Origin of the sequence: Streptococcus sp. SS-4456 (assembly GCF_036680365.1) — a bacterium.
Lineage (GTDB): Bacteria > Bacillota > Bacilli > Lactobacillales > Streptococcaceae > Streptococcus.
This window is the reverse complement of sequence record NZ_JAVIHI010000007.1, coordinates 23,705-41,076: the sequence shown is the minus strand read 5'-3', so window position 1 is coordinate 41,076 and position 17,372 is coordinate 23,705. Positions and strand designations below refer to the sequence as shown.

The 17,372-nt window shown below is 41.3% G+C and carries 19 protein-coding genes; 17 read left to right on the top strand and 2 right to left on the bottom strand.

The annotated features are described in order from the left end of the window. The first annotated feature begins 77 nt into the window (after positions 1-77). The 10 genes from RFK25_RS03355 to RFK25_RS03310 all read left to right on the top strand — a co-directional run bounded on the left by RFK25_RS03355 (position 78) and on the right by RFK25_RS03310 (position 9,196). A complete protein-coding gene (locus tag RFK25_RS03355; RefSeq protein WP_332411494.1) occupies positions 78-947 on the top strand; it encodes a phosphate ABC transporter substrate-binding protein PstS in 870 nt (289 codons plus the stop codon). Positions 948-949: 2 nt separating this feature from the next. Then, positions 950-1,867 carry a phosphate ABC transporter permease subunit PstC gene (pstC, locus tag RFK25_RS03350; protein ID WP_332411493.1) on the top strand — a complete coding sequence of 306 codons (918 nt, stop codon included), beginning with the start codon at positions 950-952 and terminating at the stop codon, positions 1,865-1,867. Next, on the top strand, positions 1,857-2,744 hold the full coding sequence (gene pstA, locus RFK25_RS03345; RefSeq protein WP_044758719.1) for a phosphate ABC transporter permease PstA: 888 nt from the start codon (positions 1,857-1,859) through the stop codon (positions 2,742-2,744). The genes pstC and pstA overlap by 11 nt, the downstream gene beginning before the upstream one ends. 24 nt (positions 2,745-2,768) lie before the next feature. After that, a complete protein-coding gene (gene pstB, locus RFK25_RS03340; RefSeq protein WP_332411491.1) occupies positions 2,769-3,572 on the top strand; it encodes a phosphate ABC transporter ATP-binding protein PstB in 804 nt (267 codons plus the stop codon). Between the two features lie 11 nt (positions 3,573-3,583). Then, positions 3,584-4,342 carry a phosphate ABC transporter ATP-binding protein PstB gene (pstB, locus tag RFK25_RS03335; RefSeq protein WP_332411489.1) on the top strand — a complete coding sequence of 253 codons (759 nt, stop codon included), beginning with the start codon at positions 3,584-3,586 and terminating at the stop codon, positions 4,340-4,342. A 27-nt stretch (positions 4,343-4,369) separates the two neighbouring features. After that, positions 4,370-5,026: a phosphate signaling complex protein PhoU gene (gene phoU, locus RFK25_RS03330; RefSeq protein WP_171998852.1), complete on the top strand. Its 657-nt coding sequence runs from the start codon at positions 4,370-4,372 to the stop codon at positions 5,024-5,026. Positions 5,027-5,175: 149 nt separating this feature from the next. Beyond that, entirely contained in the window at positions 5,176-5,604 is a 429-nt protein-coding gene (locus RFK25_RS03325) for a hypothetical protein (RefSeq protein ID WP_332411486.1), read from the top strand. 141 nt (positions 5,605-5,745) lie between these two features. Continuing rightward, positions 5,746-6,417: a response regulator transcription factor gene (locus tag RFK25_RS03320; RefSeq protein ID WP_105117942.1), complete on the top strand. Its 672-nt coding sequence runs from the start codon at positions 5,746-5,748 to the stop codon at positions 6,415-6,417. Continuing rightward, positions 6,410-7,792 carry a sensor histidine kinase gene (locus RFK25_RS03315; RefSeq protein WP_332411483.1) on the top strand — a complete coding sequence of 461 codons (1,383 nt, stop codon included), beginning with the start codon at positions 6,410-6,412 and terminating at the stop codon, positions 7,790-7,792. Before RFK25_RS03320 ends, RFK25_RS03315 begins: the two co-directional genes overlap by 8 nt. 174 nt (positions 7,793-7,966) lie before the next feature. Beyond that, the gene (locus RFK25_RS03310) at positions 7,967-9,196 is read left to right on the top strand and encodes a transglutaminase domain-containing protein (protein ID WP_332411482.1); all 1,230 of its coding nucleotides are present in this window, start codon (positions 7,967-7,969) and stop codon (positions 9,194-9,196) included. 46 nt (positions 9,197-9,242) lie between these two features. On the opposite strand, the gene rpsT is transcribed toward RFK25_RS03310, so the two are convergent. Next, positions 9,243-9,476 (bottom strand): 30S ribosomal protein S20, encoded by a 234-nt coding sequence (rpsT, locus tag RFK25_RS03305; protein ID WP_332411481.1) that lies wholly within the window; start codon positions 9,474-9,476, stop codon positions 9,243-9,245. Between the two features lie 73 nt (positions 9,477-9,549). Then, positions 9,550-10,470, bottom strand: a complete 921-nt coding sequence (gene coaA / locus RFK25_RS03300) for a type I pantothenate kinase (RefSeq protein WP_332411480.1) — start codon at positions 10,468-10,470, stop codon at positions 9,550-9,552. Between the two features lie 112 nt (positions 10,471-10,582). Here coaA and RFK25_RS03295 point away from each other — a divergent pair, with 112 nt between their 5' ends. The 7 genes from RFK25_RS03295 to RFK25_RS03265 all read left to right on the top strand — a co-directional run bounded on the left by RFK25_RS03295 (position 10,583) and on the right by RFK25_RS03265 (position 17,372). Continuing rightward, positions 10,583-11,173, top strand: a complete 591-nt coding sequence (locus RFK25_RS03295; RefSeq protein WP_332411479.1) for a class I SAM-dependent methyltransferase — start codon at positions 10,583-10,585, stop codon at positions 11,171-11,173. Further along, entirely contained in the window at positions 11,170-12,447 is a 1,278-nt protein-coding gene (locus RFK25_RS03290; protein ID WP_332411478.1) for a pyrimidine-nucleoside phosphorylase, read from the top strand. Before RFK25_RS03295 ends, RFK25_RS03290 begins: the two co-directional genes overlap by 4 nt. A 14-nt stretch (positions 12,448-12,461) precedes the next feature. Then, positions 12,462-13,124: a deoxyribose-phosphate aldolase gene (gene deoC / locus RFK25_RS03285; protein ID WP_332411476.1), complete on the top strand. Its 663-nt coding sequence runs from the start codon at positions 12,462-12,464 to the stop codon at positions 13,122-13,124. Next, complete coding sequence (locus tag RFK25_RS03280) at positions 13,111-13,500, top strand: cytidine deaminase (RefSeq protein ID WP_332411475.1); 390 nt, start codon at positions 13,111-13,113, stop codon at positions 13,498-13,500. The genes deoC and RFK25_RS03280 overlap by 14 nt, the downstream gene beginning before the upstream one ends. Positions 13,501-13,581: 81 nt before the next feature. Next, complete coding sequence (locus RFK25_RS03275) at positions 13,582-14,646, top strand: BMP family lipoprotein (protein ID WP_332411474.1); 1,065 nt, start codon at positions 13,582-13,584, stop codon at positions 14,644-14,646. Between the two features lie 136 nt (positions 14,647-14,782). Next, a complete protein-coding gene (locus RFK25_RS03270) occupies positions 14,783-16,318 on the top strand; it encodes an ABC transporter ATP-binding protein (protein ID WP_332411472.1) in 1,536 nt (511 codons plus the stop codon). After that, a complete protein-coding gene (locus RFK25_RS03265; RefSeq protein WP_332411471.1) occupies positions 16,311-17,372 on the top strand; it encodes an ABC transporter permease in 1,062 nt (353 codons plus the stop codon). The genes RFK25_RS03270 and RFK25_RS03265 overlap by 8 nt, the downstream gene beginning before the upstream one ends.

Below are 17,372 nucleotides of genomic sequence, written 5' to 3'. Positions count from 1 at the left end.
AATAACTTGTAAATTCCTTGTAAAATACAAGGAAATCAAAAGGAGATTCCACTGAAAAATGTAAAGGAAAAAACGAAATGAAAAAAAAGCAGAAGCTTGGAATTGCAGCTTTGTTTCTTTTGAGTAGTGTAGCTCTTGCTGGTTGTTCCTCATGGATTGACCGTGGAGAGTCTATCACTGCAGTTGGATCTACAGCTCTTCAGCCTTTGGTTGAAGCCGCAGCAGATGAATTCGGTAGTGTCAATATCGGAAAATCTGTAAACGTTCAGGGTGGTGGATCAGGTACTGGTTTGTCACAGGTTCAGTCTGGAGCAGTTCAGATTGGTAATTCAGATGTATTTGCGGAAGAGAAGGACGGTATCGATGCTAGCAAATTGGTCGACCATCAGGTTGCCGTTGCGGGTCTGGCGGTTATCGTCAACGAGAAAGTTACTGTTGATGATATCACAACAGAAGATCTCCGTAAGATTTTCACAGGTGAGATTACAAACTGGAAAGAGCTAGGTGGAAAAGACTTACCTATTTCTATCATTAACCGTGCAGCAAGTTCAGGTTCCCGTGCTACCTTCGATAGTATTATTATGGATGGACAGACGGCCGTTCAGAGTCAAGAGCAAGACTCAAACGGGATGGTCAAGTCGATTGTTGCTCAAACACCGGGTGCCATTTCCTACTTGTCTTTTGCTTATCTTGATGATTCAGTGAAAACCATCAAGCTTAACGGTGCAGAGCCAAATGCTGAGAACGTAGCAACAAATGCTTGGCCAATCTGGTCTTACGAGCATATGTATACTAAGGGTGAGCCAACTGAATTGACAGAGGAATTCTTAGACTACATGATGTCAGACGAAGTCCAAGATGGTATCGTTGAAAGCATGGGCTATATCTCTATCAATGATATGAAGGTTGAAAAGAGTGCTGATGGCACAGTGACAGAGAAGGAGTAAGCATGAAAAACGAACAACTAGCTAAAGAATTATCTTCTCCGTCTAAGAACTCTCGCTTGGAGAAGTTTGGTAAGGTTATTACCTTCCTTTGCCTCTCGCTGATTGTCTTTATCGTTGCCATGATTTTGATTTTCGTTGCGCAGCGTGGTTTATCGACTTTCTTTGTGGATGGTGTGAGCATCACTGATTTCTTATTTGGAATTAAGTGGGAACCAAGCTCTAAAATCTTTGGGGCTCTGCCGATGATTTCAGGTTCTTTCATCGTTACCATTTTGTCAGCTATCGTAGCAACACCAATTGCTATCGGTGCAGCTGTCTTTATGACGGAAATTTCACCAAAACGTGGTGCTAAAATCTTGCAACCAGTTATTGAGCTTTTGGTTGGTATTCCATCAGTAGTATATGGTTTCATCGGTTTGCAAGTGGTTGTACCTTTTGTCCGTTCTATCTTCGGTGGTACTGGTTTTGGTATCTTGTCAGGGGTATTTGTTCTCTTTGTCATGATTTTGCCGACAGTAACCTTTATGACTGTGGATAGTTTGCGTGCGGTGCCTCGTCACTACCGTGAAGCAAGTTTGGCAATGGGTGCAACTCGTTGGCAGACAATTTGGCGCGTTATCTTGAATGCCGCTAAACCAGGTATTTTCACGGCTGTTATCTTCGGTATGGCGCGTGCCTTCGGTGAAGCCTTGGCGATTCAGATGGTAGTTGGTAACTCAGCGGTTATCCCAACTTCTCTTACAACGCCTGCAGCGACCTTGACTTCTGTACTGACCATGGGTATTGGTAATACGGTTATGGGAACAGTGCAAAACAACGTTCTCTGGTCCTTGGCCCTTGTCTTGCTCTTGATGAGCCTTATCTTTAACATGATTATGAAATTTATTACGAGAGAGGGTAAGAAAAACTATGCACGCTAAAAAATTCGATAAATTGGCGACTGGTATTCTTTACTCCATCGCTACGGTGATTGTCGTTATTTTGACATCACTTATTCTCTATATCTTACTCCGCGGTTTGCCACATGTTGACTGGCATTTCTTGACCAGCAAATCATCTTCATATAAAGCTGGTGGTGGTATCGGAATTCAGCTCTACAACTCATTCTTCCTATTGGTTGTAACGCTCTTGATTTCTGTTCCCTTGTCAACAGGTGCAGGCATTTACTTGGCAGAATATGCAAAGAAAGGTCCTTTGACAAACTTCATCCGTACCTGTATTGAGATTTTGTCATCACTGCCATCCGTTGTCGTTGGTTTGTTTGGTTACTTGATTTTCGTAGTACAGTTTGAATATGGTTTCTCCATCTTATCAGGAGCCCTGGCTCTTACGGTCTTTAACCTGCCACAGATGACCCGTAACGTTGAGGACAGCCTTCGTCACGTTCACCATACGCAACGTGAAGCTGGTTTGGCCCTTGGTTTATCACGTTGGGAAACGGTTCTTCACGTAGTTATTCCTGAAGCTCTTCCAGGTATTGTAACAGGTATTGTATTGGCTTCAGGTCGTATCTTTGGTGAAGCAGCTGCCCTTATCTATACAGCGGGTCAGTCAGCACCAGCCCTTGACTGGTCAAACTGGAATCCATTGAGTGTTACGAGTCCGATCTCTATCTTCCGTCAATCAGAAACCCTTGCGGTTCACATTTGGAAGGTAAACAGTGAAGGTACAATCCCAGATGCAACTCAAGTGTCAGCTGGTTCAGCAGCCATCCTCTTGGTATTCATCTTGATTTTCAACCTTTCTGCCCGTTATATCGGTAAGAAACTTCATGCGAAAATGACTTCGGCAGCGTAGAAGTCTGACTTATAAGGAGAAAAAATGGCAGATTATAACTGGAATGAACGCCATATCATTACTTTCCCAGAAGAAAATATTGCCCTTTCGACAAAAGATGTTCATGTTTACTATGGTAAAAATGAAGCCATCAAGGGCATTGATATGCAGTTCGAGAAAAATAAAATTACAGCCTTGATTGGTCCATCGGGTTGTGGTAAATCAACCTATCTTCGCAGTCTAAACCGTATGAATGATACGATTGACATTGCTAAGGTAACAGGCCAAATCCTTTATGAAGGTATTGATATCAACAGACCAGACATGAACGTTTACGAAATTCGTAAGCATATCGGCATGGTATTTCAACGTCCAAACCCATTTGCAAAATCAATTTATCGCAACATCACCTTTGCCCATGAGCGTGCAGGTGTGAAAGATAAAAAAATTTTGGATGAAATCGTTGAAACTTCTCTCAAACAAGCAGCCCTCTGGGATCAGGTAAAAGACGACTTGCATAAGTCAGCCTTTACCTTGTCAGGTGGACAACAGCAACGTTTGTGTATCGCGCGTGCGATTTCTGTGAAACCACAAATCTTGCTTATGGATGAACCAGCCTCAGCCTTGGATCCAATCGCGACTATGCAATTGGAAGAAACCATGTTTGAGTTGAAGAAAGACTACACCATTATCATCGTAACGCACAACATGCAACAAGCTGCTCGTGCAAGTGATTACACCGCTTTCTTCTATCTTGGCGACCTAATCGAGTATGACAAGACAGCGAATATCTTCCAAAATGCAAAACTCAAGTCAACCAACGACTACGTTTCTGGTCACTTTGGATAGAAAGGAAAACTATGACATCACCTATTTTACAAGTAAAAGATTTATCTGTTTACTACAATAAGAAAAAGGCCTTGAATAGCGTTTCAATTGATTTCTATCCAAATGAAATTACAGCCTTGATTGGTCCGTCAGGTTCTGGTAAGTCAACTCTCTTGCGTGCCATTAACCGCATGGGCGACTTGAACCCAGAAGTGACCTTGACTGGTGCTATTGATTACAATGGGAAAAATATCTACAGTCCTCGTACAGATACAGTAGACCTTCGCAAGGAAATCGGTATGGTTTTCCAACAACCGAACCCATTCCCTATGTCTATCTATGAGAATGTTGTTTACGGTCTTCGTATCAACGGTATTAAGGATAAGCAAATTCTTGATGAAACAGTTGAAAGCGCTTTGACTGGAGCATCTATTTGGAACGAGGTTAAGGATCGCTTGCATGATTCAGCCGTTGGTTTGTCAGGTGGTCAGCAGCAGCGTGTCTGTGTAGCCCGTGTACTGGCAACTAGCCCGAAGATTATCTTGTTGGATGAACCGACATCAGCCTTGGACCCAATTTCAGCTGGTAAGATTGAAGATACGCTTTATGGATTGAAGGACAAATACACCATGGTCTTGGTAACGCGTTCAATGCAACAAGCATCACGTATTTCAGATAGAACTGGTTTCTTCTTGGACGGAGATTTGATCGAGTATGACTTGACCAAAGAAATGTTCCTCAGTCCGAAACGTAAAGAAACAGAGGACTACATCACAGGTAAATTCGGCTAGACCGTAAGAAAAAGAAAAGAGGTTCGTATGTTAAGAGCTCAGTTTGAAGAAGAATTAGGCAAACTCCATAATCAATTTTATGCTATGGGTAACGAAGTGTTGGCACAAATCAACAATGCTGTTCGTGCTTTCACAACCCATGATCGTGAGTTAGCAAAAGAAGTGATTGAAGCGGATAAAAAAATCAATGCCTTTGAAGTGAAATTAGAGAAAAAATCACTTGAAATCATCGCATTGCAACAACCTGTTTCAACAGACCTTCGTCGTGTTATCACTGTTTTGAAGGCAACGAGTGACTTGGAGCGTATGGGTGACCATGCTGTTTCAGTTGCCAAAGCTGCGATTCGTATGAAGGGTGAAGTTCGCATTCCTGTCGTTGAGGAAGAAATCAAGAAAATGGGTCGCGAGGTTCGTCAACTAGTAGAGCAAACCTTGGAACTTTACCTTGGTGATGCGGATATGGAGCGTGCTTATGAAGTAGCGGCACATGACGAAGTGGTCAATGAATTTTATTCAACCATTCAAGAATTGACAACTGAGGAAATCAAGAAAAATCCAGATTCTTTGGTTGCTGGTCGTGATTATTTCCAAGTCTTGACTTACTTGGAACGTGTTGGTGACTATGCTAAAAATATCTGTGAGTGGGTTGTTTACCTACGAACAGGCGATATTACAGAATTGTAAAATGGAAGTCCGAAAGGACTTCTTTTAGTTTGCTTTAAGGAAAATGCAATGGAACTTTAGATTGGTTTAAGTTTTTCATTCTATACTGTTCTTGTCATCAGGTGAGTAAAGACTCGCTATGATAAAATTTTATTGAAAAGAGGAATTTTATGTCAATCATCAATCTATTAAAGTCGCAATCAAAAACAGTATTAGCAGCGGTTGCTATAACTGCGGCCACTGTAGGATTTGCTGGTGGGATGTCAGTTGCAAAAAGTGTAGGAAATGCGACTAGTCAAAGCCAAGCCACTTTGGCGCAAAACCAAGATAATTCAATCGTTGGAAACCAAACACCTCCAGCACCTAATGGTCGTTTACGAGGTATGCCTCCTGGCAAAAATGGAGCCATGCGAGGAGTGCCGTCTGATAACAATGCTAATACTAATAGAATGTCACCTAATCAAGCTACAATAGCGCCCGATGCTACAAGTGGTGCAACACAATCGAATACTTCCTCTGATGAAGTCAATGCCCTAAAAGAGAAAAATAAAGAAATAAAAGCACAAATTTCAGGTAGTTTTAGCACTTCAGACCAATAGGAAAAATAAGAAAAAAGTGGTATAATTAACCCGGCTTTATTGGTCGTACAGAGTGAACTCGATAAAAGTAACAGAAAATTAAAGTTCAAGTTCTTCCTTAGTTCCTTGAACGATTTCATATAGTAGAAAAAGGAGATAAACATGATAAAGATTTTGTTAGTAGAAGACGATTTAAGCCTATCCAATTCAGTTTTTGACTTCCTAGATGATTTTGCAGATGTTATGCAGGTTTTTGATGGGGAAGAAGGAATTTACGAGGCTGAGTCAGGTGTGTATGACCTTATTCTCTTGGACTTGATGTTACCTGAGAAAGATGGTTTCCAAGTCTTGAAAGAATTGCGTGAAAAAGGAGTGACCACCCCTGTTCTGATTACAACAGCCAAGGAAAGTCTTGAAGATAAAGGTCACGGATTTGAATTGGGTGCGGACGATTATTTGACCAAGCCTTTCTATTTGGAAGAGTTGAAAATGCGTATTCAAGCCCTCCTTAAACGTTCAGGTAAATTCAACGACAATCAATTGACCTACGGTGATGTGACAGTTGATCTTGCGACTAATTCCACAAAGGTAGATGGTAAAGAAGTTGAACTACTGGGCAAAGAGTTTGAACTATTGGTCTATTTCCTACAAAATCAAAATGTTATCCTACCTAAGACACAGATTTTCGATCGCTTGTGGGGATTTGACAGCGATACGACCATTTCAGTAGTGGAAGTTTATGTGTCAAAAGTTCGTAAAAAATTGAAAGGAACGGCCTTCGGAGAAAATCTGCAAACCCTTCGCAGTGTCGGCTACATTCTAAAGAATGTTTAAGAGATATAAAAAGATTGTCAATACGGAAAGTTTTTCCTTCTTCATTCGCTATTTTGCTGTATTTACCCTGATATTTGGTTTGATGACAGCCATCATCTTTCAGCTCATGCGTTCCACTATGTATCAGACGACAGATGATACACTAAGTCGGATTAAGGATGAGCCCTCTATGATGATTGGTTTTGCAATTGCGCGGACCTATGAGCCAGATTCTGAATTTATTATCCATGATGAAGGTGAGCAACCTTCTGCAACAAATTCCTCTTCAACTACTGCTTCATCGGAGGATCCACCACCAAAGGATAAGAAAGGTGATCAACCAATGAGGTTAGGCACCAATACCCATGTTTTGCTCTATAGCAAGAGTGGTGCGCTTTTGAACCCGGATAATTTTACAGGTTTATCCGATTTGAAAGTCGATAAAGAAAAGTTGGGGGAAATCAAGGAGTTGACGGTTGAAACTCCATTTGGTTCTGAGGAACATTACCGCTATATCACGGTTGAATTATCCGCAGAGGATTTGGGCTATTATTCTAACTATGACATTACTTGCGCAACGATTTTGGTAAATGTCAGCCAGATAAAGTCTTCTATTGGAACTTATGAATCGACTGTAGCTGTAGTTATGATTTCAGCTTGGTTGATTTCGATTGTCGCTAGTATTTACTTGGCTAATCTCAGCATGAAACCAATTTTAATAAGCTATCAAAAGCAAAAGGATTTTGTTGAGAATGCTAGCCACGAATTGCGTACACCACTGGCGGTATTGCAAAATCGCTTGGAAAGTCTATTCCGTCATCCAGAAGCAACGATTTTGGACAGTAGTGAGAGTATTGGTTCTAGTCTAGAAGAAGTACGAAATATGCGCCTACTGACGACCAATTTGCTCAATCTTGCTCGGCGTGATGATGGATTTAAGCTAGATATAGTAGAGGTGAGCCCTGCCTACTTGGATGAAGTATTTGAAAACTACCGTATCATTGCTGAGGAAAATGGCAAGAAATTTAAGTGTAACAATCTCATTCAAAAGTCCTTCCGAACGGACAGGGTTCTGTTGAAGCAATTGTTAACGATATTATTTGATAATGCAATGAAATACACGGATGAGAATGGTGATATTCGCATTACGGCTACTATGAAGGAGCGCCATGTTTCCATCGCTGTAGCTGATAATGGTCTAGGTATCTCAGATGTAGATAAGAAGAAAATATTTGACCGCTTTTATAGGGTTGATAAGGCACGGACACGCCAAAAAGGTGGATTTGGTCTGGGACTTTCTTTGGCTCAACAGATTATCAAATCCCTCAATGGTCAAATTCTTGTCAAAGATAATCAACCCAAAGGGAGTATTTTTGAAGTTCATCTACCTAAATAATACTAGCAAGATTAGCTCTTGATTTTATGAGATGAGATAAAAAAGAGGAGTGGTGAAAACTTGAAACTGGTTTTCCTACTCCTCTTTTTGGTCAAGTGTGATATACTAATTTGTAAGAGCTCTGGAATCTGTCTTTTTGCTAGTTCAAGAGCCAATAGTTGTTAGGAGTGAACAATGAAAGAGTATTTCTATGCCCGAAAATTACCCCTTATTTGCCTCCTCAGTCTTTCGGTGATCACTTTGACTGCTTGTTCAACTGACCAAGTAGCAGACAAACTAAAAGACCTGCAATTTGAATTTGTTCAGGAGAAAAAAGAACGTGAGGTAGAATTGTCTGCGCTAAGGGAAGAAGTTGCGGGGAATTTTTATTTTCAAGAGTTGGATACAGACAGGGAACGGCGTGTCTATCTCCAATTTGTTAATGGCTTGAGAAAAAGAGAAAGCAGGATTGAGATTGATTCGGTCAATCAGGAAACCTATACTCGTGTCTATTTTTCTGTTGCCAATGATTTCCCGGAATACTATTGGTTAACGGATGCCATGGTTGATGGGATTGGTTTTTCAGACTTATCAAATCCTATCTATCCTGATGATGCTGAGCAAGTCAGTTGGCAACTTGAAAATCTTGCTCGAACTATTATCGAACAGGCTCCCCAGGGTTCAGATTATGAGATGGTCAAGTTTTTCTACGAAACCATTATCAAACAAACTGACTATGATTTAGAGGCCCTGTCCAATGATAGTCTTTCTTGGAAAGAACAGGGGATTACCAGTGTTCTTCTTGAACGGAAATCTGTATGTGCAGGCTATAGCCGAACCTTTCAGTATTTATGTAAATTAGCTGGTATAGATTGTATCTATGTGAGTGGAATGGCCAATAGTGAGCAGGGAAACCAAATCGGCCATGCATGGAACCTGGTTCAGATTGATGGTCAGTACTACGGTATTGATACGACCTGGGGTGATCCTGTCTTTGAAGAAGCCATGGGTGGTCAAGCGAAATCAGATATTTCTTATGACTATCTCTGTGTTACGGATGAATTTTTAAATAGAAGTCGAAAGGCTGATAGTGATTTACTGGCTTACTGGGGTAAGGAATACCCTTTTCAGTCAAGGCCTTTGACCTATCCATCTGCTCAAGATAATTCCCTTAATTATTATATGCAGATGGGAGCCTATTTCCCAAGCTTTGATGAGCTAGCCATCTTAGAAAGTGTTCGTCAGCAGAAAGAGCAGGGTGCAGAGAGGATTTTTCTGCAATTTGCAAACCAGCAAGCCTTGCAAGAAATGGTGAATTTAGCAGGCAGCGACAATAATTCCCTCTTTGATGCCCTGGGTTATGTCTATACCTATCAGTACTATTATAATAACCAGACCTATACATTTGAAGTGACTGGTTGGTGAGTATGAGAGAATAAAAAAAAAGGAAACCCGAAGGTTTCTTTTTTTATTAAGCAAGTTTTGATGAAAGACGTGCTTTGTCGCGGCTTGCTTTGTTTTTGTGAATCAAACCTTTAGTTTCTGCTTTATCGATTGCTGAGCTAGCAGCGCGGAAAAGCTCTTCAGATGGGTTAGCTTCAAATGCTTTAATTGCAGTACGCATAGCTGATTTTTGTGCTGAGTTTTTCTCGTTTTGTTTAACGTTCAATTCAGCGCGTTTGATAGCTGACTTAATGTTTGCCAATGGTTTCACCTCCACCCTTTCTTGTACTAACTATACCATTATATCTGAAAAGACTTGATTTGACAAGTGAAAATTATTTTTTTAGATAAATTTTATCGATTTCGTGGTTTTCAGCCTTATGAAGTATGATGTCGGCTCTGTTTCTCGTTGGCTCGATATATTTTTCTAGGTTAGCGAGATTGATATTCTTCCAGGTATTTTGTGCAATGGCGATAATTTCAGGATAGGTCATCCGTGTAAAACGATGGTAGTAGTTGCTGGGGTCATTTTTAGCGAGTGTTAATAATTTTTGGAAACGTTCTAGGTACCAGGTTTCAATATGCTCCACATCGGCATCAACGTAAATGGACAGGTCGAAATAATCGCTGACATAAAGTCGTTGGTTTTGTGGATTTTGAAACACATTGATACCCTCCACAATCAGAAAGTCAGGGGCCTTAATTTCCTGAAGCTGATCCGGTACGATGTCATAAATCTCATGAGAATAGACAGGGATTTGATAATCATAACCATTTTTTATCTTATCCACGAAATCAATCAATTTTTCCATATCATAGGACTCTGGAAATCCTTTTTTGTTCAATATTTGGCGCTCTTCCAGAATGGCATTTGGATAGAGGAATCCATCTGTTGTGACCAATTCAACCTTGGCGTGTTTAAAGGTGCGGGCGATTAGGATTTGAAGCAGGCGGCTGGTGGTGGATTTTCCTACGGCCACACTACCAGAAACACCGATAATAAAAGGCTGAGGTTTGATGGATTTTTGCAGGAAGAGGCTCTTGGTGAAATTGAGGTCCTTTCGAGCCTTCCGATAAATATGAATAAGGTTGATAAGGGGCAGATAGATGTCCGATACTTCATGCAGTTGGATACGGTCATTGAAACTCTTGATTGAATTGAGCTCTTTTTGGCTCAGGGGAATAGTGGTCTTCCGATGGAGCTGTTGCCAGGTTTTTCGGTCGATTTCTTCAAAATTTAAAAATTCATTCTTCATAGTTTATTCTTTCTAATAGAAGTAAGCGTTTTACATAATACTTACATTTTATCATATTTTCCAATCTTGCAAAACTCTTGAAAACGTTTTTAAGAAATGATATAATCGGAGTATGTCTAATATGTATTATGAAAAGAATCCAAGTGCAGCACATGATATTCATGAACTCCGTGTCAGCTTGCTGGATACTCCGATGACTTTCTTAACAGATGCTGGTGTATTTAGTAAGAAAATGGTTGATTATGGAAGTCAGGTGCTTTTGAATTCCCTAGAACTAGCGAAGGGAAAAACTCTCTTGGATGTAGGCTGTGGCTACGGACCTCTGGGATTGACCTTAGCAAAAGTCTATGCCCTAAATGTTACCATGATTGATGTCAATAGCAGAGCTTTAGAGTTAGCCGAGAAAAACGCTGAGAAAAATGGTGTTTCTGCGACGATTTTCCAATCCGATGTCTATGAAGCAGTTGAGGGTCGTTTTGATTATGTGATTTCTAACCCTCCCATTCGAGCTGGCAAATCAGTTGTGCATGAAGTGATTACAGGTGCCAAGGAACATTTGGTTGACGGTGGTAGCCTAACCATTGTCATTCAGAAGAAACAAGGGGCACCGAGTGCTAAGAAACGGATGGAAGAAGTATTTGGAAATTGCCAGATTATAAAAAAAGATAAGGGATACTATATCCTTGAAAGTGTGAAAGAATGAGAGCTGTTGATTTAATTCAGAAAAAACGAGATGGCTTGGAGCTATCTACAGAGGAAATTCAGTGGTTGATTGATGGCTATGTGGATGGCAGTGTACCTGATTACCAAATGTCAGCCTTGGCGATGGCTATCTACTTTAAAGGAATGTCTACAAGAGAGATTTCAGATTTAACCATGGCTATGGTGCATTCGGGTGAGGAAATTGACCTTTCAGCGATTGCAGGTGTTAAGGTTGATAAGCACTCAACTGGTGGTGTAGGTGATAAGGTTACCTTGATTTTGGCACCGCTTGTGGCAAGTTTTGGTGTTCCCGTTGCAAAGATGAGCGGTCGAGGTCTGGGCCACACAGGTGGCACACTTGATAAGTTGGAATCTATTAAGGGCTACCAAATTGAAGTGAGTCAAGACGACTTTATCAAGCAGGTGCAGGATACAGGTGTAGCCGTTATCGGTCAGTCAGACAATCTGGTTAAGGCTGACAAACTGCTTTATGCCCTACGTGATGTGACGGCAACTGTGGATATCATTCCTCTGATTGCAAGCTCTGTCATGTCTAAAAAGATTGCGGCGGGTGCCGATGCCATTCTTCTTGATGTAACTGTTGGCGAAGGTGCCTTCATGAAGAACATCGAAGATGCGCGTGTTCTTGCTCGAACAATGGTAGACCTTGGAAAAGCTGTAGGTCGAAAAACTGTAGCTGTCTTGACAGACATGTCTCAACCGGTAGGTACTTCCATCGGTAACCGTTTGGAAATTCTAGAAGCTATCGACATTCTAAAGGGAAATGGCAGAGAAGATGTGACAGAATTCATCTGTGAATTGGCTCAAATCATGCTTGGTTTGGCAAATGTTGAAAAGACTGTGGAAGAAGTTCGCCAGCATATCGAAAACGGATCTGCCCTCAAGAAATTTGAAGAGATGGTTGTGGCTCAGGGTGGTGATTTAGAAGACTTATATCGTCCGGTTCAAGTTTCTAATCAGGTTGACGTTCTCTCTGATGAAGCAGGTTGCATCGTTGGACTTCCTGCTTTGGAATTCGGACTATTTGCTATGAGAATTGGTGCTGGTCGGGCTGTTAAGACAGACGATTTGGACTATGAAACAGGAATTGTCTTCCATAAGAAAGTCGGAGAAGCGATTGCCAAGGGTGAAAAAATCGCAACAATTTATGCAAATGAAAATATTTCGGAAAATTTGCTTACAAATTTCAAGAAAAATGTTAAAATAGATAAAGTAAGTGTAAAAACGAAAGAAATCATCGAGATTATTTCATAATGTACGGAGAAAGTATGAAACTTAATAAATATATCGATCATACCATTTTAAAGCCAGAAACCACTAAAGAACAGGTTGCTCAGATTTTGGCAGAAGCCAAAGAATATGACTTTGCTAGTGTCTGTGTCAATCCTACTTGGGTAGCCTACGCAGCCCAAGAATTGAAGGATAGTGATGTGAAGGTTTGTACCGTTATTGGTTTCCCTTTAGGAGCAAATACACCAGCTGTAAAAGCCTTTGAGACCCAAAATGCTATTGAAAATGGTGCTGATGAAATTGATATGGTTATCAATATCGGTGCTTTAAAATCGAAGAATTATGATTTGGTTTTAGAAGATATCAAGGCTGTGGTAGAAGCGAGTGGAGACAAACTGGTCAAAGTCATTATCGAAACCTGTCTGTTGACAGAAGAGGAAAAAGTAAAAGCTTGCCAATTGTCAAAAGAAGCGGGTGCTGATTTCGTTAAGACCTCAACTGGCTTCTCAACTGGTGGAGCAACTGTTGAAGACGTTGCGCTCATGCGAAAAACGGTTGGACCAGATATGGGTGTTAAAGCATCAGGTGGAGCTCGTTCTTATGAAGATGCAATTGCCTTCATTGAAGCAGGTGCAACTCGTATCGGAGCTTCTTCAGGTGTAGCCATTATGAAGGGAGAAAAGGCGGATGGTGACTACTAAACTGATTGATTTGGTTGTAGAAAATAGCCGTCATGCTTATGTTCCCTATTCCCACTTTCCAGTAAGTGCAGTCTTGGTTGCTAAAGATGGTCAAATATTTACAGGAGTAAATATCGAAAACGCCAGCTTTGGTCTTACCAATTGTGCGGAAAGGACAGCAATCTTTAAGGCTGTTTCTGAGGGGGTTCTTGATTTTTCTGAAATCGTCATTTATGGTGAAACAGAAAAACCAATCTCTCCTTGTGGAGCTTGTCGTCAGGTGATGGCAGAATTTTTTGAACAGGATCTAAAAGTGACCTTGGTCGCTAAAGATAAATCGACAGTCGAGATGACAGTCGGGGAATTACTTCCATATTCTTTTACAGACTTGACCTAAGTTTGTAAGCCAGTCGTTAGACTGAAACCATTTATCATTGCAACGAAATGTTGCCAAAGAATTTTTTAGGAGGGTTCAGAAATGAACAAGAAACTTGTTGGCTTGGGTGTTGTATCTTTAGCAGCACTTACTCTAGCTGCCTGCGGTAGCCGTACTTCAAATAACGCATCATCAGATTCAGCTTCATCTTCAGTAAAAGCTGCAATCGTTACTGACATCGGTGGTGTTGATGACCGTTCATTCAACCAATCAGCTTGGGAAGGTTTGACTGCATGGGGTGAGGAGCAAGGATTTGAAAAAGGTAATGGCTATGACTATTTCCAATCTGCAAGTGAATCTGACTATGTCACAAACCTAGATTCAGCTGTTTCAGGTGGTTACAATCTTGTGTTTGGTATCGGTTTTGCTTTGGAATCTGCAATTGCAGAAGTTGCTCCAAATAACACTGATACACATTATGTAATCGTAGACTCTGTTGTACCAGATCTTGATAACGTAGTTAGCGTTGGTTTTGCTGATCACCAAGCATCATACTTGGCAGGTGTTGCAGCGGCTAAATCAACAAAATCTAACCATGTTGGTTTCATCGGTGGTATGGAAGGTGTCGTAATCGACCGCTTTGAAGCTGGTTTCGTAGCAGGTGCTAAATCTGTTAACCCATCTATCAAAGTAACAGTTGACTACGCGGGCTCATTTGGTGATGCTGCTAAGGGTCAAACACTTGCTGCTGCTCAATACGCTGCAGGTGCTGACGTAATCTTCCACGCATCAGGTGGTACAGGTAACGGTGTATTTGCTGCTGCAAAAGCTGAAAACGAAACTCGTAACGAAGCTGATAAAGTTTGGGTAATCGGTGTTGACCGTGACCAATCTGCAGAGGGTGAGTACACATCTAAAGATGGTAAAGCTTCTAACTTCGTATTGGCGTCAACAATCAAAGAGGTTGGTACTGCTGTTAAAGATATCGCAACAAAAGCTGTTGCAGGAGAATTCCCTGGTGGTACTGTAGTTCAATTCTCGCTTGCGGATAAAGGTGTAGAATTGGCTGAAACCAACCTTTCAGAAGATGCTTCAAAAGCTATCGCTGAAGCGAAACAAGCAATCATCGATGGTAAGGTTGAAGTTCCAGAAACTCCAGAAAACTAATCTTTTGAATTAGAATTTTCCGAAGCGGCGGCTGAAATCGGTCGCCCTTTTCGGAGCTGAGAATTTTTCTCAGTAAAGCCTATTACTATCTAGTAGGTTTTACTGACAAAAATGATAGTCAGAAAGGAAGAAGATTATGACTAGGGATAATGTCATTGAAATGCGCAATATCACCAAGATTTTCGGTGAATTTGTCGCGAATGACCACATCAATTTACATGTCAGACGAGGTGAAATCCACGCCCTTCTCGGTGAAAATGGCGCTGGTAAATCAACTCTTATGAATATGTTGGCAGGTCTTTTGGAGCCTACCAGCGGAGAAATTGCAATTAACGGTGAGGTTGTATCAATTGACTCACCTTCTAAAGCTGCCCATTTAGGTATTGGTATGGTGCACCAGCACTTTATGCTGGTTGATGCTTTCACAGTTGCTGAAAATATCATTCTTGGTTCAGAAACAACAAAGGCAGGTATGATTGACCTCAAAAAGGCCATTGCTGAAATCAAAGAATTGTCCGAGCGTTACGGACTTGAAGTTGATCCGACAGCTAAAGTCGCAGATATTTCTGTCGGAGCTCAACAGCGCGTAGAGATTTTGAAGACCCTCTATCGTGGTGCAGACCTCTTGATTTTTGACGAGCCAACCGCTGTATTGACTCCTGCGGAAATTGCCGAGCTTCTCAAAATCATGAAGAAATTGATTGAAGAAGGCAAGTCTATCATTCTGATTACCCACAAATTGGATGAAATTCGTGCTGTTGCGGATCGTGTTACTGTTATTCGTCGTGGTAAATCCATTGAAACAGTTGATGTCGCGGGTGCAACCAATGAAGACTTGGCTGAGTGGATGGTTGGACGTTCTGTATCTTTCAAAACAGAAAAAATCGCATCAAATCCTAAGGAAGTTATCCTATCTATCAAGGATTTGGTAGTAAACGAAAACCGTGGCATTCCGGCAGTTAAAGGTCTTAATCTTGATGTTCGAGCTGGAGAAGTAGTTGGTATTGCTGGTATCGATGGAAATGGACAGAGTGAGCTTATCCAAGCCATTACAGGTTTGCGTAAGGTTAAATCAGGTTCCATTACCATCAAGGGTGAGGAAGTTGTTGGTAAAACACCTCGTAAAATCACTGAGATGCAAGTCAGCCACGTTCCTGAAGATCGTCACCGTGATGGCTTGGTATTGCAAATGTCTGTTGCAGAAAATATTGCTTTGCAGACATACTATAAAGAGCCAAACTCTAAGAATGGTATTCTGAATTACAATATTATCAATGAAAAGGCACGTCAGCTAATGCAAGAGTTCGATGTGCGTGGTGCCAGTGAGTTAGTTCCTTCTAAGGCCTTGTCAGGTGGTAACCAGCAGAAAGCCATTATCGCCCGTGAAATTGACCGTAACCCAGATCTTCTCATCGTTAGCCAACCAACTCGTGGTTTGGACGTTGGTGCTATCGAGTACATTCGTAAACGTTTGATTGCAGAGCGTGACAAGGGCAAGGCAGTTCTTGTTGTCAGTTTTGAATTGGATGAAATTTTGGATGTTTCAGACCGCATTGCTGTTATCCATGACGGTACTATTCATGGTATCGTAGATCCTGCGACGACAAACAAGCAGGAGTTGGGTGTCTTGATGGCAGGTGGAAAATTAGAGAAGGGAGAAAGTCATGCCTAAGAAATATCACAATGTGGCCCTTCCATTTTTGGCAGTATTTTCTGGTCTGTTGTTAGGTGCCATTATCATGCTTGTCTTCGGTTATGACCCAATTTGGGGCTACGAAGAACTATTCTATTCAGCTTTTGGTAATGTAAAATCAATCGGTGAAATTTTCCGTGCTATGGCACCACTGATTTTTACCGCTTTAGGTTTTGCAGTGGCTAGCCGTGCTGGTTTCTTCAACGTCGGTTTGCCTGGGCAAGCCTATGTGGGCTGGGTATTCGCAGGCTGGTTTGCCTTGTCAAATCCAGATTTGCCTCGTCCAGTTCTTATTTTAGCGACAGTAGTTATTGCCATGATTGCTGGTGGTATAGCTGGTTCTATTCCAGGTATCTTGCGTGCCTATCTTGGTACCAGTGAAGTTATCGTCACAATCATGATGAACTACATCTTGCTTTACTCATGTAACTATATCATTCGTGAAATATTTGCTGATGATTTGATGAAGAATAAGGATTCGACGATCAACGTTTCAGCCAATGCTTCCTACCAGACAGAATGGCTCCGCGCTTTGACAGACAATTCACGGATGAACTTGGGTATCTTCTTTGCAATTATAGCTGTCTTGGTCATCTGGTTCTTGTTAACTAAAACAACTCTCGGTTTTGAAATCCGTTCAGTTGGTTTGAATCCAACGGCATCCGACTACGCAGGTATGTCAGCTAAACGTACTATTATTCTTTCAATGGTTATCTCAGGTGCCCTTGCGGGTCTTGCTGGTGCTATCCAGGGTCTTGGTACCTTCCAAAATGTCTACATTCAAAGTGGTAATTTGGATATTGGTTTCAACGGTATGTCTGTTGCCCTCTTGGCTTCAAACTCACCGCTCGGTATCCCATTGGCAGCCTTCCTATTTGGTGTTCTCTCTGTTGGGGCACCAGGTATGGTTCGTGCCCAAATTCCACCTGAATTGATTAACGTTGTTACAGCGTCTATCATCTTCTTTATCGGTGTGAAATTTATCTTTGAGCAATTGCTTAAAGCAAAAAATAAAGCGAAAGGAGCGAAATAA